Origin of the sequence: Acinetobacter qingfengensis (assembly GCF_008693185.1) — a bacterium.
Taxonomy (GTDB): Bacteria; Pseudomonadota; Gammaproteobacteria; order Pseudomonadales; family Moraxellaceae; genus Acinetobacter; species Acinetobacter qingfengensis.
The window spans coordinates 1-24,273 of sequence record NZ_VXKN01000013.1; the positions used below are offsets into that span (position 1 = coordinate 1).

The window sequence follows — 24,273 nt, forward strand, 5'->3', positions numbered from 1 at the left end:
CTTACCGAACTCAGAAGTGAAACCTCTTCGCGCTGATGGTAGTGTGGGGTTACCCATGTGAGAGTAAGTCATCGCCAGCTCATTATTCTAACCCCCGGTAGTCATCCTGCCGGGGGTTCTTCTTTTAGTGAATTTTATAATCTAGAGAAAGCTTGTAAGCCTAACATTTTTGAGTATAATTAGATATTAAGGTTGCCTACCGTACTTACGCATGAGTAAAAAAGGGTTTATTTTACATATTGAGTTTTATTCAGTATATCAAATTTAATTTTCTTGAAATCAATCCATCTGGCTTGGTTTATTAAGTCTGTTTAAACATGCGTTATTGAACTTAATAAACATTCTATGAATAACATATGCCAGAATAATTATGGATTGAATGAGAGATTATTATGTCTACACACAATGCCACCCTTAAAGATTTTGTATTTCGTACCGCAAAATTAATTCAATCAGAATGTAACTTTGAATTTGCTCGTTCTCATATTTATGAGCTATTAGCATGTTATGAAGGTTATAATTCTTATGCTGCATTCCGTTCGGGAAATATTCTTATTAATGTTCAATATAATAACTCGAAAGAGTACGAACAACATCGGTTATTACAAACATTAACGCTAGATATTCTAAATAAACTACCCGAAATGGATTATTCTAATGAAAACTGGCATGATGAAGATAATTTGATTTGGGATGATTACGAAGGCCGAGAATTTTTAGATAATATTCAACGATTTATTTTAAGGCTTAATCAATTATCTGATGAAGAATTACCTAAGACTTTTCTACTTCATCTTATTCAAGTCATTTATCGGGAATTTTTATTCTTAAATATGTTTTATATGAACTTAAAGTCAGTTCGAAAGGCTTTAGGTTATTTAGAATTTGAAAATGGAAGTCTAGATGGTTTTGAGCTAGATATTTTGGGGTATGATGAATTAGATTTTATCGAATGTGAAGATGGACAATTCTATAATTTTCAAATCATTGAGGATCATTTAGATGAGCTTCAATTATTTGTAGAAAAAGGAAATAAAGATGCAATAGGGATTATTGCAAAATATTATTTGTATTTAGCCAATCAGATTGCACCTTATGGACGAGAAGGGTCAAATTTTGGTGCAGTTTGGGATAATGAAAAAATGAAATATACCAATAAAACTCAAGCAAAATTAAATAGGAAAAAGTTTGATGATTTGGTTGCACTTAGTCAACAATATCAGAAGATGATTGAAAAATTTCCACTAAATGTAAATGAAGTAAATTTTAATCAGGTTGAAATTGCAAAGATTCAGCTAAAATATTTAGCAAACCAAGGTGATATCGAGGCAATAGATTATTTTTTATATAATAAATTATTTAATCATGATATCGAAGCATGGACATATATTTATGTTGCCCAAAAACTAGGGACAGATTTTACTAAAGATGATTATCATGCGATTAATGCTTATACAGGGGAACCTTATGATGATTATGGCCCATTAGAAGTAGTGGGGAGAGGTGCAATACAACATGAAATTCATTTGGTTGATTTAGATGATTGTGATAAACAACAGGCAATAGAACAAGCACAACAGATATTAGAATCTATTAAACGCTAATATATAGTTATCCCTTGATTTTACGTCAAGGGATTTTTTTATGAGTCGAGTAAAATTTACCATAAATCTGTTGTAATACTTCAATTGCATCTAATTCTAAAGCACTACAATAACTTATCAGCTCAAAAATATCTAATCGACGATCGCCTGTTTCGACTTTACCGATAAAAGAATAAATCACACCTAAGCGAGTTGCTAAAGCCCGTTGAGAAAGCCCAAGCTCTAGCCTGCGTTGAATTAAATATTGTCGAAGCCAGACATGCTGAGGTGCATGAACTGATAATTTGATATTGTTCATTGCACCGATTTTAGGTTCAGATTATAATGCACCTGTTTTGGGTGCAAAAATTGGATGCTAAGTTGTGCAGAAATTATTGATTGTTTTGGTGATGTTTATCGCTGTTTGGTGTGCCATAGTGCATTTCCAAAGTAAAAAAGATGCTACATCAGATTATGAAGTGGCGGAAATTTCGCAAGTCGATACTGAGCCCAAATTTCACTGTGATGGACGAACACATTGCTCACAAATGACTTCTTGTGCCGAAGCAACGTATTTTTTACGAAACTGTCCCGGGACAAAAATGGATGGTAATAATGATGGCATTCCTTGTGAAAAACAATGGTGTAAATAGAATAATAATATGACTTTTTTAGTTTATTTGGGTTTGATTTTTTTCTGATTGGTGGAATTGATTTTTTAATTACAGCATTTAAAACAAATATTTTATGGGGATTAATTTGTTTATTTATTTCTCCACTTTCCTTGATATTTTTGGTTTTATATTGGAATGATGTAAAAAATTCATTTTTTCTACAGATAATTGGAATAATAATAATTTTTATCGGTGTAATCAATGGCGGTCATTTGTAATAGGAGCTTATTCTAATACATTAAGTTTATATTCATTCTATTTTTAAATTATTATTTGATAACTTATATTTATTTAAGAATAAAAAACGCCTCTTTACAGAAGCGTCTTATGAAAATCCAAAAAATTATTGTACATTTAATTTTTGCAAAGCTTCTACACGTTGTTCAATACTTGGATGAGTATGGAAAAGTGCTGCTAGACTAAAACCTTGATGCTGGCCTTCAGCGATGGCGAAAGCTTGCATTTCTTTAGGCATTTGATCTGGCATATTTTGTTCATCACGCAAGCGTAATAGGGCTGAGATCATGGCTTGTTTACCAGCAAGGCGGGCACCAGCTTCATCAGCACGATATTCACGATAACGTGAAAACCAAAGTACAATGGTGCTTGCGAGAATACCAAATACAATATCCAGAACCATCGTTGTGACAAAATAGCCAATTCCAGGTGCTTCATTATCGCCACGTCCAAAAACGTTTCGATCGATAAAATCACCCACGACACGGGCAAAAAACATTACAAAGGTATTGACCACGCCTTGAACGAGAGAAAGTGTCACCATATCACCATTGGCAACATGCCCGATCTCATGTGCTAGAACAGCACGTACTTCATCGGCAGACATACGTTCCAGCAGTCCTGAAGAAACCGCTACAAGCGCATCATTTTTATTCCAGCCAGTTGCAAAAGCGTTGGACTGATGCGAATAAAAAATACCAACTTCAGGCATTTTGATGCCTGCACGTTGAGAAAGATCTGCAACAGTTTGTAATAACCATTGTTCACCCTGATTACTTGGTGACTCAATAATTTGTGTACCTGTGGTTTTTTTAGCAATCCATTTTGACATGAATAGCGAAACTAGAGAACCAGCCATACCAAAGACAAAACAGAATACCAGTAGGCTAGATAGGTTTAAACCACCAGATGTATGATAGCTACCAACCCCAAGGATGGATAAGATTAGACCTGCAACTACGAGAACTGCGAGGTTGGTAAGCAAAAACAAACCAATCCGCATCATGGAATGAATCCTCTAAAAGATAAAATAAGGTGTATGGAAATTTACACATGCCAGTATAATACTATAGCATGTGTGTTTTATGAGGGAAATTAAATCAATTTCAAGTGTAAAATTTCATGTATAACAATGAAATTTTGCTGGACTGTTATGTAAAAACTATTGTGCTATCCGATCAGTATAAACCCCATTAATTAAGATAATTTCTCGCTGTGACGCTGAGCGTATGTTGCGAGTTTCCAATATACCGGGATTGTTTGCATTGCTACCAGTTGAGGTTTGAGTCTGAGAACTTATACTAATACCATCTGCATACAAATTATTATAACGACTTAATACTCGGCGTACATAGTCCTGTGTTTCTTTAAATGGCGGTATACCACCGTATTTTGTTACATTACCTTCACCTGCATTATACGCAGCTAAAGCTAAGGTGGTATTACCATTAAATCTTTTTATTAACCAGCTGAGATACCTAGCACCGCCATGAATATTTTGAGCAGGATCATAGACATTACCAACATTAAAACGCCGAGCTGTAGCAGGCATAAGTTGCATAAGTCCCTGTGCTCCAACAGGTGAGCGTGCTGTAGCATTAAAACCTGATTCGGTATGCATTACTGCCTTAATTAGACCCTCTGCAACACCATAATTTTGTGCAGCAGCTTTAATAATTCCATCGTAGGCATTTTTTGTTTTACTAAAGCTTGGTAACACGGCTGCTTCCGAGTTTCCCCAGTTTGAATAGCGATGTACATTGCTATCAGAAAAATAGGTTACTTTCACCTGTTTATAATGTGCGTGATTTTGTCGCTTATCGGTCAGTAATGGTGTACCCGTTGCATCTTTGTAGACATAAAGATGACCTGCCTGAGCAGGTGTATTTAAAAGTGCCAATAACCCAGTGAGTAAAAAAGGGAATGACGCTCGATAGGTTAATTTATTATTCATTTATGACAAATACCAATCGGTAATAATACAACGTGGCTAGTGTAGCAAAAAAACAGCAATTAGAGAAAATAAAAGCAACAAATAAGATTTTGACTGATTAAAAATTCATAACTAATGCTTGACTTTTTAAGATGTGTTTTTTTCAAAAAAAATTAAAAAAATTATTTTATTGTCTATTGCATTATTTAACTATTTGAAAAATATAAACAAAATAATGTGATTAAAAAATAATCAAATTGTAGCTAAGCCTTAACTTTTCTTGCCCAGCTTTTGTCAAGTGTTTAGTTATCCATAAAGTTATCCACAGCTTTTGTGGAAAAAATAAAAATAACGTATCCATCAACAGCTTAAGGCTAAATAATCAACAGTAGCAGAGTTTTGTGATGAAATGATTAAGCTTATATAAAAATTGTATGAATACTAAAAAGTAGAGGAATAGTGCTGTGTATTTTTTTGAGGATGGAGTAGAATACTTGCCTTATTTTTTTCGATGTATAGGAAAAGAACGTGTCAACATTTTCGCCAGTTGAAAACCGTAGTTTAGGATTTAATTTTAAACCAGAATTGCCAACCAGTTCAGCCTATCATCGTTTATTGAAAAAATTGCGCCGTCAAGTTGGACATGCCATTCGTGATTTCAAGATGATTGAAGATGGCGATAAAGTCATGGTTTGCATTTCTGGAGGCAAAGATAGTTATACTTTACTGGATATTCTGCTTCAATTTAAACGGATTGCACCAATTAACTTTGATGTTGTTGCGGTTAATCTAGATCAAAAACAACCGGGATTTCCGGAAGATATTTTGCCTAAATACTTGGAAGAAAATCATATTCCTTATTATATTTTGGAAAAAGATACCTATAGTATTACCAAACGTTTAACTCCAGAAGGTAAAACCTATTGTGCTGTATGTTCACGTTTACGCCGTGGTTCTTTATATGGTTTTGCTCAGGAAATTGGTGCAACTAAAGTAGCTTTAGGGCATCATCGTGACGATATCATTGCAACTTTTTTTCTGAATTTATTTCATGGCGGCAGTTTGAAAGCTATGCCGCCTAAATTATTATCTTCAGATAAAAAGAATATTTTAATTCGACCACTGGCGTATGTTGAAGAAAAAGACATCATCAAATATGCAGAATTGCGTAAATTTCCAATTATTCCATGTAATCTGTGTGGTTCACAGGAAAACTTGCAACGTGCCATGATCAATGACATGTTACGTGGCTGGGATAAACAATATCCGAAACGTCTACATAGTATTTTTGGCGCATTACAAAATGTGTCACCCTCGCAGTTAGCTGATCGGGAATTATTTGACTTCGAAGTTCTAGATTCAAAGCGTGAGTTGGATTTTAAAGATCCGGAAGAAATGAAAAAACGTTTGGATGTGGTTAATCTGAGTTTTGCAGCAGAATGATTTTAATAAATCAAGTTTTTGATTTATAGATACTTTAAATAAATATGTTAAGACGCCGGTTTTTGTGGGATATACCTGAAATGATGGTATTAGCCTTTAGTCGCGTTGGCCTGAAAAAATCTGTAAAGTATGTAAAATGCCTGTACCCTAACCTTGCAAGCATGTTATAACAGGGCAAGGAAGTATGATGTTTAAGTAGAATTTACTTAAATATGAATCATCAAAATCTTGAAAATGAAATGAGGAATCAAAATGCCTGCTCTTTTAACTGATGATTGGTTTGCTACCGTAGAACAACTTACTGCTGAAGCAGGGGATTTAAATTTACCGCCAGCACTTGAAAGTTTGGGTGTAAATTTGGTTGTAGATAATACCGATGGTAGTAAAACTGAATTGGCCTTAAATGGCGGAAAAATTCAGAAAGGTTTATCAGAAGCCGCCAAAACCACATTAGCAATTGATGCAGATACTTTGCGTAAAGTGTTTCTGGAGTTTGACATGGCAGCAGCTATGCAAGCATTCATGTCTGGAAAGATAAAAGTTCAGGGTGATATGAGTCAACTTATGGCTTTACAAACAGTAAAACCAAGTGTAGAACAAAAAACATTATTTAAAAAGATTTTGGAACAAACCACAGCATAAATCGAGATAACTGAATTGGCTCCGATCTATTTGTAATAAATCGGGGCTTTTTCTTTTTTACACATTGGCTAACGATGATGTTTTGATATGTTCCAGATAAACTCTAATTCGTTTAACATATTGTAACGCCTGACTATAACGATTATTTCGATGTTGATGTTCCTGTAAATAACGATAAACATTGACCCATTGATTTGGGTTTTTACCCTGACGCTGTAGTTGAGCCATGATCTGATTAAGTGCGCCTGGCCCCATATTGTAGGCAACCAATGCATACCAATTGCGATCTGGCTGAGGAACATCATCATATTGCTCTAACATAGCATCAATATATTTCGCTCCACCTTGAATGCTCTGTGCGGGATTGGTACGATCACTCACTCCCATGGCTCTTGCTGTATTTTGCGTTAGCATCATTACCCCTCTGACACCGGTAGGGGAGATTGAGTTTGGATTTAAATAAGATTCTTGATAACCAATTGCAGCTAAAAATTGCCAATCTAAATCATGTGCTTGAGCACTTTGCTTAAAATTCGCTTTATAAATAGGTAAACGATTTTCCAAGTTACGGGTAACCACATCTAAATCGTGATCATTTAAATAATTTTGATCATAAAAAGATGCAAGTTGCTGGATGGCACCAGATTGCTGTGCCTGACATAAATAACCGCTTGCAGATGCAGTTAATGTTTTTTCAGCAGATTGAAAAACAAGAGATAAATTTGGATCTAGTCCATATTTTTGCAGAGTATTTGGTATTCCACAGCTACTTTCCACCGCAATTAATCCGAAATCTTCAACTTGATTGATTGGGGCTGTAGATAAGGCAATCTGTGCTTTACCTTGTTTTACCCATTTTAGTGCTGTTGCTTCGTTCGCAACGGTTTTTACATCGAGTCTAAGATTCATTTGATCAGAAAAATTACGAATCAAATCATAACCAAAACCGTAGGCAAAACCATCTTGATTAAAAAGGGTGGTGGAATTTTCTACAGTTACAATCGTAAGCACTTGTGTATTGTTTGATTTTATAAGCTGATCGTTATTAACTACCTGCTTATATCTATCAGTTTTTCCAATTTTTTGGAAAAATTGTTTGCCTTGAGTTACATTTAAACTCAAAGGAATAAGAATGGCAATTGTCAGGATAGTCTTAAAAAAAGGTAGAGATTGAATATAATCGAGGCATAGCCTCGATCGGGATGTTTGTTTCACAGACTTCATGGAGTCTCCGGCGACAAAATCATTTATCATTCAAGACTGAATACCTATGTCTTAAAAGAAAAAATGGTATGTGTTAGAGCAGACATGACGTAAATAACGACACGTAATACTATTAAAAAGGCAATTGCGGCGTTAAATTAGGGAGAAAATAGAACAAAAAATATGCAAAAACCTCACAAGGGCGCAGATATTATCTAAAAAAGATGCTTTGGTCAAATCCTATACAATATTTTTAAGAGAAAATCTGCCTGTAGAGGGACTATATCTGGGGTTAATGAAGTAAAATGTCATGTTTATTGCGGATAGCTTGAACTTTTGCAAAACTATGTTAAAAAATGGTCAAAGTATGAAGTCTGTGTTAATTACTCGTGAGGGACACGATAAACTTGCTCAGGAATTACAGCAATTGTGGCATGTAGAGCGACCAGAAGTCACTAAAAAAGTCAGTTGGGCTGCAAGTTTGGGAGATCGATCAGAAAATGCAGACTATCAATATAATAAACAGCTGCTTAGGAAAATTGATCGCCGAGTACGCTATCTAGGAAAACGTATGGAGCAGCTTAAAATTATTGATTATTCACCTGAACAGGATGGTAAAGTTTATTTTGGTGCTTGGGTAGATATTGAAAATGAACAAGGTGAAACAATTACTATTCGAATTGTTGGCATTGATGAAATTTTTGATAGTGAACCTCACTATATTTCGATTGATTCTCCAATGGCTAGAGCAATGCTTGCTAAAGCAGTCAATGATGAGTTTGAAGTGATAACGCCTTTGGGAAAAAGGTTGTGGTATGTGAATGCTATTCGTTATCAGCGTTAAGAAAACTGCAAATGCTTTAAATATAAGCAAATCATCATTGTATTTAAATAAAATAATTGCCAAAGTAAAAAAAACTTTATAATATAGCCGCCATTGGAAGCGTGGCAGAGCGGTTTAATGCACCGGTCTTGAAAACCGACGAGGGCTTATACCCCTCCGTGAGTTCGAATCTCACCGCTTCCGCCAAATATCAACGACTTAGCCCTGACATTCTCAGGGTTTTGTTGTTTCTAGGGTTATGCAACGTAAGCCTGTAGTAAGCAAAAAACAAAATTAAAAATAAATATCTTTCATTAAATCAGTGTATTGAAGTTATTCTCTATGATACTTTACTGCGTATAGTTTTTAGACTAAAGAAAATGATATGAAAAAAATAATTGTCAGTATTTTAGCTTTTTCCATTTCCACTTTATCAATGGCTTATAAACCACCAGTAGGTGAGAGTAAGAGTGTTTCGGTGGGAGTAGAGGCAACTAAAGAAGAAATATTTAAAGCTTCTAAACGTGCTTTGGCTTTAGAAGGATACCAGATAACAAGTTCAGACTTGGATGCAGGTGTGATAACCACAGCTTCTAAGGACTATAGAATAGATCCAAGTTATGCTGATTGTGGTAAGGTAATGGGTATTGATTACCTTAAAGATAAGCGAACAAAAACCACAGTAGCGCAGAATATTATTATTGATGAAAACTCTTTAAGTATTAAAAGTAATATTCAAGGTGAATATAAAGTTGGAAGTACAACTTTTGATGTAACACTAACTTGCTTATCGAAAGGTTTAATTGAAGCAGATTTGGTAGAGAAGATTAAAAATAATCTAAAGTAGGGTAAAGATGAAAAGAGATTGGGAAATTATTAGACAGGTTCTTATTGCTGTTGAAGATGATAGTTTTAATAAATACTTAGAAAACTCGGAACAGATAAGTAATGTGGTTCAACATACACTTTTACTTATAGAAGCAGGCTTTTTGACTGGTTCATACGAATATATATTTGTTGATGATAGAGATAAGACTTTTAATATTGATGGGCTAACATGGAAAGGTCATGAACTCCTAGACACAATTAGAAGTCAACCAGTGTGGGATAAGATTAAGAGTACTGCTTTAGATAAAGGTTTAGAGCTAACTTTTGATACAGTTAAATTATTAGGTGCAAAGGCTTTAGCATTAATCGTAGGAAATTTGGGGTAATTTATGACGTTAGTTGTAGCAGGTTATGAAGGTGACGAGATCTTTTTTATAGGTGACTCTGCAATTACTTCAGATAATGTGCCATTACTTTCTGGTTTTAAAAAAATATATGCTGTTCCTATTGTAGTACATGCACCATATTTTTTAAGAACATTTAAAAATTATGTGCCTTTTAGAGGTTATCAAGGTGAATGTGTAATAGCCTTAGCTGGAAGTACATTGATAGCACAGCATGTGATAAATAGTGTTGTTGGGCATTTAGATAAGATAAGGGTAAAACATGATTACGATGAAAATGGTATTAAATATTCATTAATCAGGCATTGTAATACACGAGATAACCAATTATATGGACCTGCATATACAGAATATGACGATGATGTATATTTAGATAGGGATATTTTTAATTCTATAACTATTGATAATATTAAGCAGATTATTGAATATTCAATAAAAGAAGCTCTTAGTTCAGCATCTAAACATGTTTTAGGTCCTGATAGTTGGAAAAGAGTGATTAATAATGAGTATCTATTTGCTTTATCTTGCCCGCATACAAGAGAAAATTTTCTTTATCAGGTTAAATTAACAGAAGAACAAACGGATACGGGTATCAAGGCAGTACCTATAATTACTCAGATTCCTAAGGGGAGCATTGGAGTAATTGGTATGAAATCTTATATAAATGAGTTAAATACGGAGTATCAAAAACTTCTTGCTATGCCATCTAAAATTTCATTAGGGATGTTAAATTGTATAGAAGCTATTATTGAAAAGTGTAATTCAGAGGGTGATAGAGGTGTGGCAAAACCAATTATTTATAAAAGATTTAATGGTAAGTTGGTTAAGGGCTTAACCGTTAGTGAAAATGGTAGTTGGTGGAAACTTGATGTTGATGAAACACCTATAAGGGTTTTAGATAAAGAGAAAGAGCAATCTTTACACGATTTCCCTAAGTTTAAATTTGGAGAAATAGATTTTAATTTCTAGTATCGTCAACTAATTGTTGTTGATGTGGTACAGCAATAGCTTCCCATTCATCATAAGACAAAATAGGTGGAAAAGCGGCTACTAATTTAATAGTAGTCGCTTTGTTCTTTCTATGGGTTTCGACTTTAGCTAAACGCCTTTGAAAGTCTTTTAATACCTTAGCCATTATCGGTATGACCACAATTAGGGTTAGGGTATTGTGCCCACGGTTGCCCCTGTAGCATGGTTTTAACCGTTACTGGTACTGTAGGGGGTACATAGTCGCTAAATGGGTGTAATGGGCTATTTAGCTTTTCTTCAAGCTTTGCAAATAAAGGCTTAATAAACACTTCTTCGAGTTCATCGCTGGAAGCATATAACGCCATGATGTGCATTAGATTATGCATTGCAACCAAACGTTCACTTGGTGAACCATGTGCAATATCCTGTGTAAATTTAAAACGTAAAAATTCATATTCTTCTCGTGTTGGCAGTTTCATTAGTGTTTCTCCAAAGCATTAATACGTTGTTCTAATTCATCAATCTGACGAATACCATTTAAAGCATTAATCGCTTCAATGATTTGTTTACCCACATCAGGCGCAACATTGCCGTCAGCAATAGCTTGTAAAACAGATTGAGCTTGTTCGGTTACGCTTGCTGTAGCATCTAACTCAAACTGGACTGTTTCTGTTTGAGCTTTAAGTGTTGGTGCAATACGGGAGAGGACTAAGCTAGCCGCTTGCATATCGCCTGAAAGAGCGGATTGAATCACTACTTTGGCAATATCATCAGCATCAGCTAGTAGGGATTGATTCACTTTCATTCGTTTATCAATAATCCCTTTTGGGCGACCTTGTGGGTTAGGGGAGTTCATCCCCTTACGCCAATTTGGATTTCCTGCTGTTTTAGTCTTTGAATTTGTGGTCATTACAATTCCTTGATCTAAACTATTAATTATCAATTTCAAAGATCGACACGTTGGTCATTTAAAATGAATGCTTGTTCTGCTTCGTTTTTCGCTTTACGAAGTTTTTGAATAACGTGTGATGGTTTACCCACTGCTTTTTCTACTTCTTTAAATACCAAGCCACCACGTTCACCCAGTAACGTTGCTGCATTCTTCATTACTTTTAATCGCTTAGCTAAGGCAGGATTTTGAATTTCATGGAGCTGACGTGTGTAATGTTGAACTTCAATATCTGTTAAGCCTGAAAGGTATGATGGAGCACCTAAAAGGGCTTGAAGTGTTTGCAAGTCTTTTTTCTGCTGTGCTTCTTCAATGAATTTGCGACGCTTGCTGTTATTCATATTTTTAACATGCGAGCGGATTTCATTAGCCACAGGGTCATTAGCACCTGCTGTCAAAGGTGTGGTTAGTTCCTTTTCAATATGTGCAATGCTTTTACTTAGGTTTGCATTTGCAGAATCAATAGATTTAGTAATTTTAAGAAGCTTCTTATTTGCAAAATCATCAGTTTGGATTAATTGAGCTGCTTCATTCCAAACAGGATTTCGCTTACTTGCTTCACGTGCTTTATGAATATCATTGATACCTTCGTAGGCTTCACTCAATGCTTGGGCAGCAATGTGAACATAAGAAGCAGTTTCTTCATCATAGCCTTGAAGATGTTTGATATTGTCAGGATGTAGTGATGGTGTAATTAGAGGATATATAGACATTTTGAACTCGCATATTGGTTGCATAATTACTTATTGCTTACAACATACGAAAAACAAATTAAAATGGCGACGAAATCAAATAGATACAAATTATTTACAGCAAATAACAAATTATATGGGGGTATAAACAAGCATTTTTGTAGTGCGAAAATAGCCGTTTTAAGCGAGTTTTTATGGTAGCCAGTACCCTTGTACCAACCGAGTGCTTAAAGAGGCTATTTACCCCTGAAAGTCGTGCTAATTTCGCTATGTTTAAACCTGTATTTAGGGGTAAAGGGTTTAATAATTTAATTATCAGCAAGTATTCGTATTTTTAACCACAGTATTAATAATTATTGCTTTAAACATGTAATCTATTGAGCTAAGAAAAAGTTATAGAAATGAAGGAAATTATATAAACAGAAGAATGTGAATATAAAGAGCTGTTGCTGTGGTTAGCGTGAGTTGCATTAGCATAACCCCCCCTAAAGGGGGGGGGTATATGTGCAACTTTGCAACTTTTTAAATAAGTTGCAAATAAAAGTTGCAATGCAACTTATTGAAAAAACAATGGTTTAATAGTAAAGTTGCAAGTACAAGTTGCAACTGCAACTCGGTAAAAATGCTTGCAACTTTTAAGGGAAAGTTGCAAAATTAATGCAACTCTGCAACTTGTTGTTTTATAATTATATTTTAATTAAATCCAGTCCTTTGGGTGTCAAAGTAACTGTTTTACCATTTTCAGTTAAATAGCCTTTTTCAATTAGACTGTTTTTCTTTCTAGACATTTTATCAGGACTAAAAGCTAATAATACCGCCCAGTCTTTTTGAAGGCTAGCAGGATTTTCATGTATCACTTGCAGAATACACTTATCTTTATTTACATCTTCATTTTGATCTTCTAGTATTTTATTGTGGTTATTCATTGCTTGAATATCAATTACTGGCGTGACAACTGCTGAAGAAATGGGGTTTCCATCTTCATCCATACCTAAAGGAATAGGTTCTAAATGAAATTGTCGTTCAATATCATTTGCACCATTCTTGGATTTTGCAATATTCCATTTTTTTGTAGAACCGTTAGATGATATTTCAATTGCACAGTCTACAGCACCAAGTAAACTGGAATGACCACGCATTCCACTTCCTTGGATTTTGCCTGAATGGTGTACGATAAGCACTAAACAATTTAATTCAGATGATAATTTCTTAAGTTTACCGATGACCATACCCATGTCTGTAGATGAATTTTCGTCTATGCCATTTGCTGATTGAGCTAGGGTATCTATACAAACTAAACCACAATTTGGTGCATATTCTTTAATAGAATTAATTAATTCTTCTACATGATCTTTCTCTTTAAAGTTTAAAGAAATTTCATAGTATAAAAAGTCATTATCAGGGATTAAACCTTTTCTTTCCTGATAAGCATGTAAGCGATTTCCCATACCATGTATATCTTCAAGATTAATATAGGCAACTTTAGACTGCTTTGTTTTCATTCCGAACCATTCTTCACCTTTGCAAATTGCAAAAAGTAAATCAAGCATCAGAAATGATTTTCCAGTAGCAGGTAAGCCGTAAATTGTGGCTAGTCCTTTTTTAGGTAATACACCTTGAACGAACCATTCCATAGGAGGTCGGTTCATTACATCTAATAGGTTTGTTGGGATAAATTTATTTATACCGATAGGCTTTTGAGCGTTATATCTTGCGAGTAGATTGTCTGCTATTTTTTTACCAATATTTGCTTCGTACTCATCGTGTGCTTGATTTTGACGCGCTTTTCTAATTGTTGATTCAATGTAATCTTTACGGTTTGCTTTTATTCGTTTTCCAAGGTTTGATTTATGCCATAAGCGAATAAGTTGATCATTATTATTGGTATAGAATGCAAGCATTTGGATTAAAGATAAATCGGCCTGACTGTGGTCAAGACCAATAGCTTCTGAATCATTATCTAAGTCAGCAAACCATAACGCTTGAAATTTTTCTTTATTTCCTGCATTCCAAGCTTTTTCCATAATCGAGTCATCACTTTCAATTTGTGGTTGATCGGGCAGTGGTTCAAACTTTCCTTTTTCATCCTGTAGCTGTGAAACCATATTATCTAATATGTCTTTCTTATACTTAATGGGTTCACTTTTTAAAGTATTACCAGTACAAATAATAAATCGTTCTTGAGAATATATTTCTACATTATCACGTCTGAGTCCTTTTCCAATATTACCGTAAACCCATATATGGAAGCCTTTTCCGCTTTGAGAATACTCAGTATAACTATTCAAAGTTTTTATAATGCTGCTTGCACGATCGCACTGTTCTTGTGGGGTATCTGCTTTAATATCCAAGTCAATACAGGTAAATGGATCTTCTGCGCTAAGCATATATCCAATACTATAACCTTGCTGTTTTACTTCAATACCGTGTTTGTCCGTATGTGACGTTACCCTGCCACGATTGTTCCATGCAAAGGTACAAGCATCATTAAAGTTCATCCATGTGGTAGGGTCATTTGATTTAGCAGGAACGGCATAGCCATCTACAACATAAAGGGGGGCTTTACTTGCTCCACTTACAACCCATTGAGGACGCTCTTTTAACTCGTTGGGAAGGTTAGCCCACAGATTTGAATCATTAATAATGACAGAGGTTTGCTGTGGGGCTTGGCTGCCTTGCGTAGTTTGCTGTGGTAAAATAGGGGTATGGTTTAAGCTATTCATGCCAGTTTATTCCTATCAAAAAGACTGCTTCGGCAGTCTTTTTTTTGATTGTATGTTTACGATAGGCTTAGGTCGGGAGAGGTGTTGGACACAGGTTTCAATAAGCGCAATACGTTTAAGGTTTAGAACAGAAAATTAATTATTTGTCGGAGGTTTGAACTGAATACGAAGACGTACTCGAATGCGCTTGTGCTTCAAGCCATGCCATTAAGGTTGAACGTAAATAGCGGACACGTGACTGGGTATCAGATCCCACTTTAATAAATTGTGGTCCTTTACCTTTAGTACGCCATATTTCAAGGGTGTTCTTTTTAAAGCCAAGTAATGAAGCGGCTTCTTTAGTCGTTAGTAAATCTTTATGATTGTTTGCTGAAATAGTCATGTCAAAAGTTCCTTTAGTAATGAGCTATCTGACATGCAATAAAAAAGGGACAGATAGCTCAAGTTTAAATTAACCTTGAAGCCTCTATCCCATGATAGATACAAGCTTAATAATGTAACCCATGTTACGTGAATATTAAGCGAGGTGTTTGCAGTTAAAAACAACTATATTATGTTTTATGTTAATGCACAAATGATTTTTTATGATTTGCTTTTATCAATCCAATCAGCCACTTGCTGAACTTCGGGGCGTAAATATTGCAAGTGCGTAGTTTCTAAATAATGAATTGCTGTAACCCCTTTTGGCACATGGTTTGTCAGCAATTCAACCTTGTTTAAATCAATACCACAATGCGCCACTCCTATTGTGGTAAACGTCCGTCTAAGGTCATGTGCTGTAATTGGTGTTCCAGCAACTTCACTCATACGTTTCAATGAATCTCTAGGGTCAATAATGTGTCCTGACTTTGACCATGAAGCAAAAACAAAAGGTGAATCCTCTGTTCTAGGTCTAGCTTTGAGCAACTCTATTGCTTGAGTTGATAAGGGTAAATAGACTGGATTGTGGTTTTTAGGGTCGGGTATGTGCCACCATGCCTCCTCTAAATTGACCCTATCCCAAGTTAAAGAACGAGCTTCGCCTAATCGTGCGCCTGTGAGCATTAAGAAAATGATTAAATCAATGCTTGCTAGAGTTTCACGGTTAAAAGCAGTTTCCCTTGTTGACCACAGGTAATTCCAAACATCATTTACCTTAGAATCAGGAATACGACTGGTACGAGGTTTTAATTTCACCATTTTCTTTTTAAGAATATTAACTGGGTTCTCTTGGATTAATGGTGTGCCGTCTTCTTTTCTATATTCGTCCATTGCGTAATTAATTAATGCTCGTAATACGCTGAATGCTTGATTAGCTTGGGCAGGTGCAGGGGCATTACCACGTAAACCATGTTCTTTAAGTTGGTTGTAGCGTTTATTCACATCCTCACGGTTAATTGCTGCAATAGGAGTATCCTGCCATGCTTCAAAACTTGTGGTCACATGTCTGCGAATTTCACTTTGTGAACTTTCTTTAAGCGATCTGTCTTTAATGTAAGAGTCGCAAACTTCACGCAATGTAATAGACATTAATGCATGTGCTTTTGCCTGTGCTGTTGGGCTTGTACCCATGCGCATTGTGCGTAAATGCTCGCGGGCAATGTCACGTGCTTGGTCAGGGGCAAAGACACCATACTGCCCGATAGTAATACGTTCCGAGCGACCATTAACACGGTTTTGCACAATAAAGCTAACACGACCTTTAGGGGTAACTCGAATACCGAAACCTTTTAATTCAGTATCCCATTCAAATTTATCTTTGCTGATTGGTGCAGGGTATTTGTCGATGAAGCTCTTAGTCAACTTAGGCATGATAGAACTCCTCACCGACATTGTAGTTGGCGATAAATGTAGTATGATTCATTTGTTGTTTCCTAGTAGGGATATAACCACAGGCAAGGACTATTGGCGTAGTCGCTTGCCTTTTTGCACTGTAACTCGTAAGCAATTTGTAAGCGATACAGGGAAAGCATAAACAAGCTACATAAAACAAAATATAGCTTCAAGGCATTGTTTTGTAAAGGAATGTATGGCTTACTAAATGTTAATAAAGCCCAGTAAAGTGTAAGTCCCAATAACTTGAAAACCGACGAGGGTGTGAGTCCTCCGTGAGTTCGAATCTCACCGCTTCCGCCAAATATTTAAATAAGCCCTTATTTTTACAAGGGCTTATTTTTTATCTGTACTTTTATTCCACATTGTAACTTACATAAAACTTTTGATGGCATCAATAAAAATAAAATACATTCGGGTGGAGTGGGATGGCATGTCAGTCTTTATCCCAAGGTTTATATTTTAGGTAATTTAAAATCTCGATTACTGGTAAAGTGTTAATTTTTTACTGCTGAGTTGATCATTTCTGGATTTTAAGGATATTTTGCTTATAGGTTTATGAAGAAAATAACGAGCTTGGCTATCTAGGATATATCTCTGTGTGGTGTTCATGAGTCGATATATTATTTGTGCAATTCAACTGGTATAGAGTAATTTAAACTTCTCAATTTGTGTGATTCATAGAAGTCGTTTCAATTTAGTGATTTCTAAATCCATCTCATAATTGGCATGTTGAATTCGTTCATTTGGTGAGTTGTATTATTGCTTCTGAACCTCAGCAGAGAGAGGGATTTTCTCATAGAATGCAAAATACTTTGCCATAAGAGGATTTGATTTTACTTGACCATTACTTTTGCTCGTTTTTAAATGCAGTGAAGTCACATCTCCTTGCGTGACTTCGCTTTTTTTATACAAAAACTTTATTATGCAATCTTGAAAGCATGATGCTCATTATTGTATAAACTGGGAGCTAACCAATGTATTAAATCTCTCTGTGAATTGACTGCTCATCGTTGCATTTTGCAACAACATGAACATGATTTAATTAATACATGGAATTTCATTGATCAAAATGGAAAAACGCAACAGCTTAATGTCAGTGGATATTTTATTTCAAATTCTGGTGAAGGTATCCGACAGGCTGCTTTATCTGGTTTAGACATATCTAATCATTCAATCTGGCATGTGGCCGATGATTTAAAAAGCGGAAAACTGGAGCAAGTATTGCCTGACCATCAAGTTGAGCCTACGACAATTTATGCTGTTTTTCCTCATCGAAAGCTTATTCCCCCAAAAAACACATTTATTTTTAGAATATTTATTAGACTATTTTAAACAACACTATTTATGGTATAAAAATTTATAGGTTTAAAGTAGTGTTTATAATTTAAGCAACAAAGGAGTTATAAAAATATATAAGCTAATGCAACAGAACTTTAATAGTTTTTTAACTTGTCATATTGAGTGGGTTATAACGTCATGTGTGGTTTCATCTATCATAATGAAATCAATAGGATTCTCATTTTAATCTATAACTAAATATATTTTGGAAGAGTTTTCTTTTGCACTTCTAAAGATTGCCTAATCAGCTATACCAGCAGAATGTTGATGAACATGAATATGAAAATAATAGATGAACAGCTATTATCATATCAGTGCATAGTGATAGTAATTAAAATATATCAAGTAACTTTCCACCATTGGTCAATGATTAAAACATTTAAAAATCGAGTTGAGTTGTTCAAAGCTAGTGGGTATATCACATCGAAGATATAAAGTTGTTATTTTATACAAAATAGCCTCAATAAAATTTCTTAAATTTGAGCAGTGATGAATGTATAAATTATGCAAAATAGCTTTCAACTTTTGCCAGTATTAATCTGTTCATAGAATACGAAACATAACTAATAGTAGAATTGGATTTGGGGGTTAATTTTCTTACTTCACTATTTGTTAATCTAAAAGTGTCAACAAACCTTAGTAATCTGTATTGAATTTTATTTATATTGCTTCAATAATTATCTGTACGTTCATAATAATAAAAAAATCCCAATATGATGACATTGGGATTTAAAAATTTTGGCTCTCCCACCTGGGCTCGAACCAGGGACCTGCGGATTAACAGTCCGTCGCTCTACCGACTGAGCTATGGGAGAATGTGTTGCTCATTATAGGTAAAAAAAGCTTAGGGTCAAGCCAAACTCAATAAAAAAATGCCAAGAAATGTATGATTGCTTTTTTTATCAGCATAATTCATGATTTTACTGCAAATAATTACTCAAAAGTGCAATGAATATTTTTATTCACGTAAAGATCGTATTTTTTAAATGGTTTATTTGAGAATCTAAGACTATAAAAATGATCATCGATACTATGTATAGCAACGCTGTTTATTCGTAAAAAAATGGCTTAAAACCTTAATGCAAAGCCGTTATATGCTATACTTTGGCAACTTTTTTAATGCTGCATTGAGCTAAATTTAAGTGATTGCAATAAGATCACTTTTTTAATTTAAATGAATGAATTATAGGTAGTTTTACCTGTATCAAGGAGTATGCATGAGCGTATCGGAAATTCGCCCGATTGCGATTGAGGATGAACTCAAAAATTCCTATCTCGATTATGCGATGAGCGTTATCGTATCACGTGCTTTACCTGATGTACGTGATGGCTTGAAGCCTGTACATCGCCGTGTGTTATTTGCAATGCACGAGTTAGGTAATGATTACAATAAAGCCTATAAAAAATCTGCCCGTGTTGTTGGTGATGTCATCGGTAAATATCACCCACATGGGGATACCGCAGTATATGACACGATTGTACGTATGGCGCAGGATTTTAGTTTGCGTTATTTACTGGTCGATGGTCAGGGAAATTTTGGTTCTGTTGATGGCGATAGTGCTGCAGCAATGCGTTATACTGAAATTCGTATGACGCGTTTAACGCATGAATTACTTGCTGATCTAGAAAAGGATACGGTCGATTGGGTAGATAATTACGATGGTTCTGAACGTATTCCAGACGTATTACCAACGCGTATTCCAAATTTATTGGTAAATGGTGCTGCCGGTATTGCCGTAGGTATGGCAACCAATATGGCACCACATAATTTAACGGAAGTGATTAATGCCTGTCTGGCTTATGTAGATAATCCAAATATTGCCATTGAAGGCTTGATGCAGCATATTACCGGTCCTGATTTTCCAACAGGTGGTCTGATTTATGGTAAATCAGGTATTTATGATGCTTATCGTACAGGTAAAGGACGTTTATTTATTCGTGGTAAGTATCACGTTGAAAGTAATGATAAAACTGATCGTCAAACGATCGTGTTTACTGAAATTCCTTATCAAGTTAATAAAGCCAGAGTTATTGAGCGTATTGCTGAACTGGTTAAGGAAAAGAAAATTGAGGGAATTTCTGAATTACGTGATGAGTCAGACAAAGATGGTATGCGTATTGCCATTGATTTAAAGCGTGGTGAAAATGCAGAAATTATTGTCAATAATTTATTCCTGCAAACACAATTACAAAGTTCTTTTAGCATTAACATGGTTTGTCTGGACAATGGCCAGCCGCGATTAATGAACTTAAAAGATTTGATTGCAGCATTTGTTCGCCATCGCCAAGAAGTTGTCACTCGCCGTACTATGTTTGAACTACGTAAAGCACGTGAACGTGGGCATATTTTAGAAGGTTTAACCGTTGCGCTTGCCAACATTGATGCAATTATCGAAACCATTAAAACTTCTGCAAATCCTGCTCAGGCCCGTGAGCGTTTACTAGCAGGTGAGTGGCAGTCTGGTGGCGTAATTGCTTTATTGGAAAAAGCAGGTTCGGTTTCAGTTCGTCCTGATGAAATCGAAGGAGAAGATCCTGAGCGTCCCTTTGGTCTGGATGGTCAAAATTATCGTTTATCACCTACACAAGTCGCTGCAATTCTGGAATTACGTTTACACCGTTTAACTGGTCTGGAACAAGATAAATTACATGCTGAATATAGTGAAATTCTTGGTCAAATCGCTGAGTTAACCGCAATTTTGAATGATTTTTCTTTATTAATGAATGTGATCCGTGAAGAGTTAGCTGCCGTATTACAACAATATGGCGATGCTCGCCGTACCGAAATTATTGAAGCGGGTGTGGATTTCTGCCGTGAGGATTTAATTCCTGAAGAACAAGTGGTCTTGACAGTATCACAAACCGGATATGCTAAAACACAACCACTTTCAGATTATCAGGCACAAAAACGTGGTGGTCGTGGTAAATCTGCTACAAGTATGAAAGATGATGATTATATTCAACATTTATTGGTTACATCAAATCATGCCACAATTTTATTTTTTACCACACGTGGTAAGGTTTATAAATTAAAAGCTTTTGAGGTTCCGGTTGCATCACGTGGTGCGAAAGGGCGTCCAATGGTGAATTTATTGCCACTTGAAGCCAATGAAACTATTACAGCAATTTTACCGATTAAAGATATGGCTGCAGACCAGTTTATCTTTATGGCGACAGCATCAGGTACAGTCAAACGTGTTGATGTAGCACAATTTAATAACATTCGTGCCAATGGTCTGCGTGCTATTGAACTAAGTGATGATGATATTTTAATTGGTGTAGCCATTACTGACGGCGATCAACAAATCATGCTTTTCAGCAATGAAGGTAAAGCCATTCGCTTCCATGAAAGTGATGTTCGCGCCATGGGACGTACTGCTCGTGGTGTCAGAGGAATGCGGGTAAATTTTGCTGGTAATAGTCTGGATGATGAAGATGTTGATCAAATTGAAGATAGCGAAGAGAGTGAAGATAGCGAGAGTTTAATCAATAGTCGTATCGTATCTTTAGTCGTTGTTCCCGCTTCGGGTGAAGTCTTGTGTGCTTGTGCCAATGGTTATGGTAAACGTACTTCAGTTGATGAGTTCCCAACTAAAAAACGTGGTGGTAAAGGTGTGATTGCCATTAAAACTTCTGAACGTAATGGTGAATTGATGGGCGCAGTTGCTATTGATGAAAACAAGGAATTGTTATTGATTTCTGATGGTGGCACATTAGTTCGTACACGTGCTGCGGAAATTGCAACAACAGGACGTAATGCACAAGGTGTTCGTTTGATTCGTTTAGGTGATGAAGAAACATTGGTTGGATTGGAAGCGTTAGAAGATTTATCTGAAGAAGGTGAGGAGGAATCTAGTGAAGAGGATTCGACATCTTTACAGGAAAATACAGAAGTTTCAGAGCAAATTGTAACGCCTGAGCAAACACCGGATCAGTCTGAATAAAAGCCAAATCTGGTACAAAAAAGGTTAAGTCAAAATGACTTAACCTTTTTTATTACTGTTGAACGATATTAACGTACCACCAGCACAGGGATAGTGGTTTGTGCTAAAACTTTTTGCGTTTGACTGCCTAAAAAGAGTTTGGATAATCCTGTACGTCCATGTGAACCAATAATAATCAGATCTGCCTGAGTATCTTTGGCCGCTTCAAGAATTTTATCTGTAACACTAATACCTTCTAGCAATAAAGTTTCTACATTAATGCCCTGATCTTGAAATTTCTGTTTGGCATCTGCAATAGTTTGACTTAGATATTCTCTGGCGCGTTCGATAAAAGGGTTGGTTTGCCCAGTTGTTAGATAGCCTTCGGCAATGTAAGGATCTAGCTCTAGAACTTGTACTAAAGTGATTTTACTGTTTAGACTTTTAGAAAATTTAATGGCTTCCTGGATCGCTTTATATGAAGTTTCAGAACCATCGACTGGAACTAGAATGTGTTGATATGTCATGATCATCTATCCTATGTTTATTGTTAATACAGTAGAAAGTTATTGTCCCATGTTTATTTATATCTCATTTTATTGTTAAATGGCGAATATATTTTCACAAGATGTAAATGAGCATACCTTTTGTAAAATAAAATATTTTATCAAATTTTATGTAATAAATTGAATTTTAAGTTATTTTTTGATCTTTAAATTTTTAAGTCGCTCAGGATTAAAGGGTTCTAGATTTTGATTTTTCTGATGAATTAACTGCATTTGAATTGCCAAGTATGTTTGAATATATTCTTGCTGTTCTGGTTCAAAGGACTTGAAGTGTTGATGAAATATTTTTTTAAATTGTGTCAGTGTAGTTTCTGCTTGAGAGAATTGTCCCATACGTCGGTAGATTTCAACTTTAAGCAGATAATAATGTGTAAAATTTATATTAAAAGGTTGTTTTTCATAATTATTGAGTTGTGTTAATAATTCATTTGCATATTTTGGGTATTGTGATGGGCTTGCTTGCCAAGTGGCTTGCAGTAAATCATTAACGTTTGACTGTAGATCAGATGCTTTAGATGGGAGTTGTTGTCTGAGGCGATACAATAAGTAATAAGGTTGTTCTGTTTTTTGTAGATGTTGATATACATTAGATTCTACATAAGGTGTAAGTAACGTAATATCTCGTTGTGTAAAACGCTCATCAACAATAAAACCATTTTTTGGACATTTGGCCAAAGGCTCTGGCATGATGATTGCGCCAATGGGTTTAAAATCCATGGTCTGTCCAAAACTGGTTCCTGATGCTGCCTGATGGTAGCTGAACTTTTCTCCACCAATTGGGCAAACAACTTCGACCATGCGTAGGGTTGCAGCATGAATCGATACAGACAGAGGGAATAAGAAAAAACAAAGTAAAAAAATATTTGGCTTCATCATTAACCCTCTACTTTTATTATCCTAGCTTAACATATTTAAATTTTTATGTTGATTGCCACATCATAATCAAGACGATAACGTAATTGTAGATAAAATTTAACCCCTTGAACTTAAGGGGTTAATATTACTTATAAATAATCAACTTTGACAATTTCGTATTCAACTTCACCTTGTGGTGTTTGAATTTTTGCGTCATCACCCTCGTTTTTTCCAAGTAAGCCACGTGCAATTGGTGAGTTTACCGAGATTTTATTAATTTTAAAATCTGCTTCGTCATCACCAACGATTTTATAGGTTTTTTGTTCTTCCGTATCCAGATTTTCAATGGTAACGGTAACACCAAAAACAACACGCCCATTTTTTTCTAGATCTTTAACATCAATCACTTGAGCAGCACCAAGTTTGCCCTCAATATCTTGAATACGACCTTCACAAAAACCTTGTTGTTCACGTGCTGCATGATATTCAGCATTTTCTTTCAGATCGCCATGTTCACGTGCTTCAGCAATAGCTTGCGTGATGCGTGGGCGTTCTACAGATTTAAGTTGCTGTAATTCTTTTTCCAGAGCAATTTTGCCTTCAGGCGTCATTGGGTAGCGTTGCATAATCTTCCCTCACGTCTAGAGAGTTAAATAATAAAGTTAAGTTGCAA

General features: G+C 35.4%; 22 protein-coding genes, 2 tRNA genes, 1 rRNA gene and 3 pseudogenes. 12 read left to right on the forward strand and 16 right to left on the reverse strand.

The genetic code is table 11. The features are described from left to right. Positions 1-80 (forward strand): 5S ribosomal RNA (gene rrf, locus F4V57_RS15135); the annotation flags it as partial. A gap of 312 nt (positions 81-392) precedes the next feature. Continuing rightward, complete coding sequence (locus F4V57_RS13595; protein WP_070068708.1) at positions 393-1,604, forward strand: hypothetical protein; 1,212 nt, start codon at positions 393-395, stop codon at positions 1,602-1,604. Between the two features lie 25 nt (positions 1,605-1,629). On the opposite strand, the gene F4V57_RS13600 is transcribed toward F4V57_RS13595, so the two are convergent. After that, entirely contained in the window at positions 1,630-1,902 is a 273-nt protein-coding gene (locus F4V57_RS13600) for a helix-turn-helix domain-containing protein (RefSeq protein WP_070068709.1), read from the reverse strand. Between the two features lie 193 nt (positions 1,903-2,095). Between F4V57_RS13600 and F4V57_RS14980 the strand changes: the two are divergent. Further along, positions 2,096-2,236, forward strand: a pseudogene (locus F4V57_RS14980) (excalibur calcium-binding domain-containing protein); the annotation flags it as partial. A 364-nt stretch (positions 2,237-2,600) separates the two neighbouring features. Here F4V57_RS14980 and htpX read toward each other — a convergent pair. Both htpX and F4V57_RS13620 read right to left on the reverse strand, forming a co-directional pair. Then, positions 2,601-3,500 (reverse strand): protease HtpX, encoded by a 900-nt coding sequence (gene htpX, locus F4V57_RS13615; protein ID WP_070068711.1) that lies wholly within the window; start codon positions 3,498-3,500, stop codon positions 2,601-2,603. Between the two features lie 156 nt (positions 3,501-3,656). Then, on the reverse strand, positions 3,657-4,448 hold the full coding sequence (locus F4V57_RS13620; RefSeq protein ID WP_070068712.1) for a lytic transglycosylase domain-containing protein: 792 nt from the start codon (positions 4,446-4,448) through the stop codon (positions 3,657-3,659). 507 nt (positions 4,449-4,955) lie between these two features. On the opposite strand from F4V57_RS13620, the gene ttcA reads away from it, so the two are divergent. Both ttcA and F4V57_RS13630 read left to right on the forward strand, forming a co-directional pair. Further along, positions 4,956-5,870, forward strand: coding sequence for a tRNA 2-thiocytidine(32) synthetase TtcA (ttcA, locus tag F4V57_RS13625; RefSeq protein WP_070068713.1), 915 nt, complete (start codon positions 4,956-4,958; stop codon positions 5,868-5,870). Positions 5,871-6,122: 252 nt separating this feature from the next. Next, positions 6,123-6,512, forward strand: a complete 390-nt coding sequence (locus F4V57_RS13630) for an SCP2 sterol-binding domain-containing protein (RefSeq protein WP_070068714.1) — start codon at positions 6,123-6,125, stop codon at positions 6,510-6,512. A 57-nt stretch (positions 6,513-6,569) separates the two neighbouring features. Here F4V57_RS13630 and F4V57_RS13635 read toward each other — a convergent pair whose 3' ends face one another. Beyond that, positions 6,570-7,736, reverse strand: coding sequence for a transglycosylase SLT domain-containing protein (locus tag F4V57_RS13635; protein ID WP_070068715.1), 1,167 nt, complete (start codon positions 7,734-7,736; stop codon positions 6,570-6,572). A 346-nt stretch (positions 7,737-8,082) separates the two neighbouring features. Between F4V57_RS13635 and greB the strand changes: the two genes are divergently transcribed. From greB to F4V57_RS13660, 5 genes are all read left to right on the forward strand, one after another. Continuing rightward, positions 8,083-8,559: a transcription elongation factor GreB gene (greB, locus tag F4V57_RS13640; protein ID WP_070068770.1), complete on the forward strand. Its 477-nt coding sequence runs from the start codon at positions 8,083-8,085 to the stop codon at positions 8,557-8,559. 95 nt (positions 8,560-8,654) lie between these two features. Next, positions 8,655-8,745: transfer RNA gene (locus F4V57_RS13645), tRNA-Ser, on the forward strand. A gap of 178 nt (positions 8,746-8,923) precedes the next feature. Beyond that, positions 8,924-9,385, forward strand: coding sequence for a hypothetical protein (locus F4V57_RS13650; RefSeq protein WP_070068716.1), 462 nt, complete (start codon positions 8,924-8,926; stop codon positions 9,383-9,385). A 7-nt stretch (positions 9,386-9,392) separates the two neighbouring features. Beyond that, positions 9,393-9,752 carry a DUF2513 domain-containing protein gene (locus F4V57_RS13655; protein WP_042891653.1) on the forward strand — a complete coding sequence of 120 codons (360 nt, stop codon included), beginning with the start codon at positions 9,393-9,395 and terminating at the stop codon, positions 9,750-9,752. A gap of 3 nt (positions 9,753-9,755) precedes the next feature. Further along, positions 9,756-10,739: a hypothetical protein gene (locus F4V57_RS13660; protein ID WP_042891650.1), complete on the forward strand. Its 984-nt coding sequence runs from the start codon at positions 9,756-9,758 to the stop codon at positions 10,737-10,739. Here F4V57_RS13660 and F4V57_RS14810 read toward each other — a convergent pair. From F4V57_RS14810 to F4V57_RS13690, 7 genes are all read right to left on the reverse strand, one after another. Continuing rightward, on the reverse strand, positions 10,729-10,905 hold the full coding sequence (locus F4V57_RS14810) for a hypothetical protein (RefSeq protein WP_167353087.1): 177 nt from the start codon (positions 10,903-10,905) through the stop codon (positions 10,729-10,731). The two genes, F4V57_RS13660 and F4V57_RS14810, sit on opposite strands and share 11 nt — an antisense overlap. Further along, a complete protein-coding gene (locus tag F4V57_RS13665) occupies positions 10,898-11,218 on the reverse strand; it encodes a hypothetical protein (RefSeq protein ID WP_070068717.1) in 321 nt (106 codons plus the stop codon). Before F4V57_RS13665 ends, F4V57_RS14810 begins: the two co-directional genes overlap by 8 nt. Then, positions 11,218-11,649 carry a DUF5681 domain-containing protein gene (locus tag F4V57_RS13670; RefSeq protein WP_004998933.1) on the reverse strand — a complete coding sequence of 144 codons (432 nt, stop codon included), beginning with the start codon at positions 11,647-11,649 and terminating at the stop codon, positions 11,218-11,220. The genes F4V57_RS13665 and F4V57_RS13670 overlap by 1 nt, the downstream gene beginning before the upstream one ends. Before the next feature lie 35 nt (positions 11,650-11,684). Next, a complete protein-coding gene (locus F4V57_RS13675) occupies positions 11,685-12,401 on the reverse strand; it encodes a hypothetical protein (RefSeq protein ID WP_021511472.1) in 717 nt (238 codons plus the stop codon). Positions 12,402-13,066: 665 nt separating this feature from the next. Continuing rightward, positions 13,067-15,103, reverse strand: coding sequence for a phage NrS-1 polymerase family protein (locus F4V57_RS13680; RefSeq protein WP_070068718.1), 2,037 nt, complete (start codon positions 15,101-15,103; stop codon positions 13,067-13,069). Positions 15,104-15,242: 139 nt separating this feature from the next. Then, the gene (locus tag F4V57_RS13685; RefSeq protein WP_000155629.1) at positions 15,243-15,485 is read right to left on the reverse strand and encodes a helix-turn-helix transcriptional regulator; all 243 of its coding nucleotides are present in this window, start codon (positions 15,483-15,485) and stop codon (positions 15,243-15,245) included. 200 nt (positions 15,486-15,685) lie between these two features. Further along, on the reverse strand, positions 15,686-16,894 hold the full coding sequence (locus tag F4V57_RS13690) for a tyrosine-type recombinase/integrase (protein WP_070068719.1): 1,209 nt from the start codon (positions 16,892-16,894) through the stop codon (positions 15,686-15,688). A gap of 1,008 nt (positions 16,895-17,902) precedes the next feature. On the opposite strand from F4V57_RS13690, the pseudogene F4V57_RS13695 reads away from it, so the two are divergent. Next, positions 17,903-18,281, forward strand: a pseudogene (locus F4V57_RS13695) (LysR substrate-binding domain-containing protein); the annotation flags it as partial. Positions 18,282-18,442: 161 nt separating this feature from the next. Here F4V57_RS13695 and F4V57_RS15070 read toward each other — a convergent pair. Together F4V57_RS15070 and F4V57_RS13700 are read right to left on the reverse strand one after the other, a co-directional pair. Beyond that, positions 18,443-18,778: pseudogene (locus F4V57_RS15070) on the reverse strand (IS5/IS1182 family transposase); the annotation flags it as partial. Positions 18,779-18,995: 217 nt separating this feature from the next. Next, a tRNA-Asn gene (locus tag F4V57_RS13700) sits at positions 18,996-19,071 on the reverse strand. 402 nt (positions 19,072-19,473) lie between these two features. On the opposite strand from F4V57_RS13700, the gene gyrA reads away from it, so the two are divergent. Further along, on the forward strand, positions 19,474-22,200 hold the full coding sequence (gene gyrA / locus F4V57_RS13705; protein ID WP_070068721.1) for a DNA gyrase subunit A: 2,727 nt from the start codon (positions 19,474-19,476) through the stop codon (positions 22,198-22,200). 68 nt (positions 22,201-22,268) lie between these two features. Here gyrA and F4V57_RS13710 read toward each other — a convergent pair whose 3' ends face one another. From F4V57_RS13710 to greA, 3 genes are all read right to left on the reverse strand, one after another. Continuing rightward, positions 22,269-22,706: a universal stress protein gene (locus F4V57_RS13710; protein WP_070068722.1), complete on the reverse strand. Its 438-nt coding sequence runs from the start codon at positions 22,704-22,706 to the stop codon at positions 22,269-22,271. 171 nt (positions 22,707-22,877) lie between these two features. Next, positions 22,878-23,618, reverse strand: a complete 741-nt coding sequence (locus F4V57_RS13715; protein WP_070068723.1) for a hypothetical protein — start codon at positions 23,616-23,618, stop codon at positions 22,878-22,880. 131 nt (positions 23,619-23,749) lie between these two features. Beyond that, on the reverse strand, positions 23,750-24,226 hold the full coding sequence (greA, locus tag F4V57_RS13720; protein ID WP_070068724.1) for a transcription elongation factor GreA: 477 nt from the start codon (positions 24,224-24,226) through the stop codon (positions 23,750-23,752). Between the last annotated feature and the right edge of the window lie 47 nt (positions 24,227-24,273).

Excerpts from the sequence above, each read along its gene's own strand:
- F4V57_RS13690 (WP_070068719.1), bottom strand. The coding sequence starts at position 16,894 with ATGCCTAAGTTGACTAAGAGCTTCATCGACAAATACCCTGCACCAATC.
- greA (WP_070068724.1), bottom strand. The coding sequence starts at position 24,226 with ATGCAACGCTACCCAATGACGCCTGAAGGCAAAATTGCTCTGGAAAAA.
- F4V57_RS13675 (WP_021511472.1), bottom strand. The coding sequence starts at position 12,401 with ATGTCTATATATCCTCTAATTACACCATCACTACATCCTGACAATATC.
- F4V57_RS13680 (WP_070068718.1), bottom strand. The coding sequence starts at position 15,103 with ATGAATAGCTTAAACCATACCCCTATTTTACCACAGCAAACTACGCAA.
- F4V57_RS13630 (WP_070068714.1), top strand. The coding sequence starts at position 6,123 with ATGCCTGCTCTTTTAACTGATGATTGGTTTGCTACCGTAGAACAACTT.
- F4V57_RS13595 (WP_070068708.1), top strand. The coding sequence starts at position 393 with ATGTCTACACACAATGCCACCCTTAAAGATTTTGTATTTCGTACCGCA.
- F4V57_RS13670 (WP_004998933.1), bottom strand. The coding sequence starts at position 11,649 with ATGACCACAAATTCAAAGACTAAAACAGCAGGAAATCCAAATTGGCGT.
- F4V57_RS13600 (WP_070068709.1), bottom strand. The coding sequence starts at position 1,902 with ATGAACAATATCAAATTATCAGTTCATGCACCTCAGCATGTCTGGCTT.
- greB (WP_070068770.1), top strand. The coding sequence starts at position 8,083 with ATGAAGTCTGTGTTAATTACTCGTGAGGGACACGATAAACTTGCTCAG.
- gyrA (WP_070068721.1), top strand. The coding sequence starts at position 19,474 with ATGAGCGTATCGGAAATTCGCCCGATTGCGATTGAGGATGAACTCAAA.
- F4V57_RS13715 (WP_070068723.1), bottom strand. The coding sequence starts at position 23,618 with ATGAAGCCAAATATTTTTTTACTTTGTTTTTTCTTATTCCCTCTGTCT.
- F4V57_RS13620 (WP_070068712.1), bottom strand. The coding sequence starts at position 4,448 with ATGAATAATAAATTAACCTATCGAGCGTCATTCCCTTTTTTACTCACT.
- F4V57_RS13660 (WP_042891650.1), top strand. The coding sequence starts at position 9,756 with ATGACGTTAGTTGTAGCAGGTTATGAAGGTGACGAGATCTTTTTTATA.
- F4V57_RS13650 (WP_070068716.1), top strand. The coding sequence starts at position 8,924 with ATGAAAAAAATAATTGTCAGTATTTTAGCTTTTTCCATTTCCACTTTA.
- F4V57_RS13710 (WP_070068722.1), bottom strand. The coding sequence starts at position 22,706 with ATGACATATCAACACATTCTAGTTCCAGTCGATGGTTCTGAAACTTCA.
- F4V57_RS13655 (WP_042891653.1), top strand. The coding sequence starts at position 9,393 with ATGAAAAGAGATTGGGAAATTATTAGACAGGTTCTTATTGCTGTTGAA.
- htpX (WP_070068711.1), bottom strand. The coding sequence starts at position 3,500 with ATGATGCGGATTGGTTTGTTTTTGCTTACCAACCTCGCAGTTCTCGTA.
- F4V57_RS13665 (WP_070068717.1), bottom strand. The coding sequence starts at position 11,218 with ATGAAACTGCCAACACGAGAAGAATATGAATTTTTACGTTTTAAATTT.
- F4V57_RS13685 (WP_000155629.1), bottom strand. The coding sequence starts at position 15,485 with ATGACTATTTCAGCAAACAATCATAAAGATTTACTAACGACTAAAGAA.
- F4V57_RS14810 (WP_167353087.1), bottom strand. The coding sequence starts at position 10,905 with ATGGCTAAGGTATTAAAAGACTTTCAAAGGCGTTTAGCTAAAGTCGAA.
- F4V57_RS13635 (WP_070068715.1), bottom strand. The coding sequence starts at position 7,736 with ATGAAGTCTGTGAAACAAACATCCCGATCGAGGCTATGCCTCGATTAT.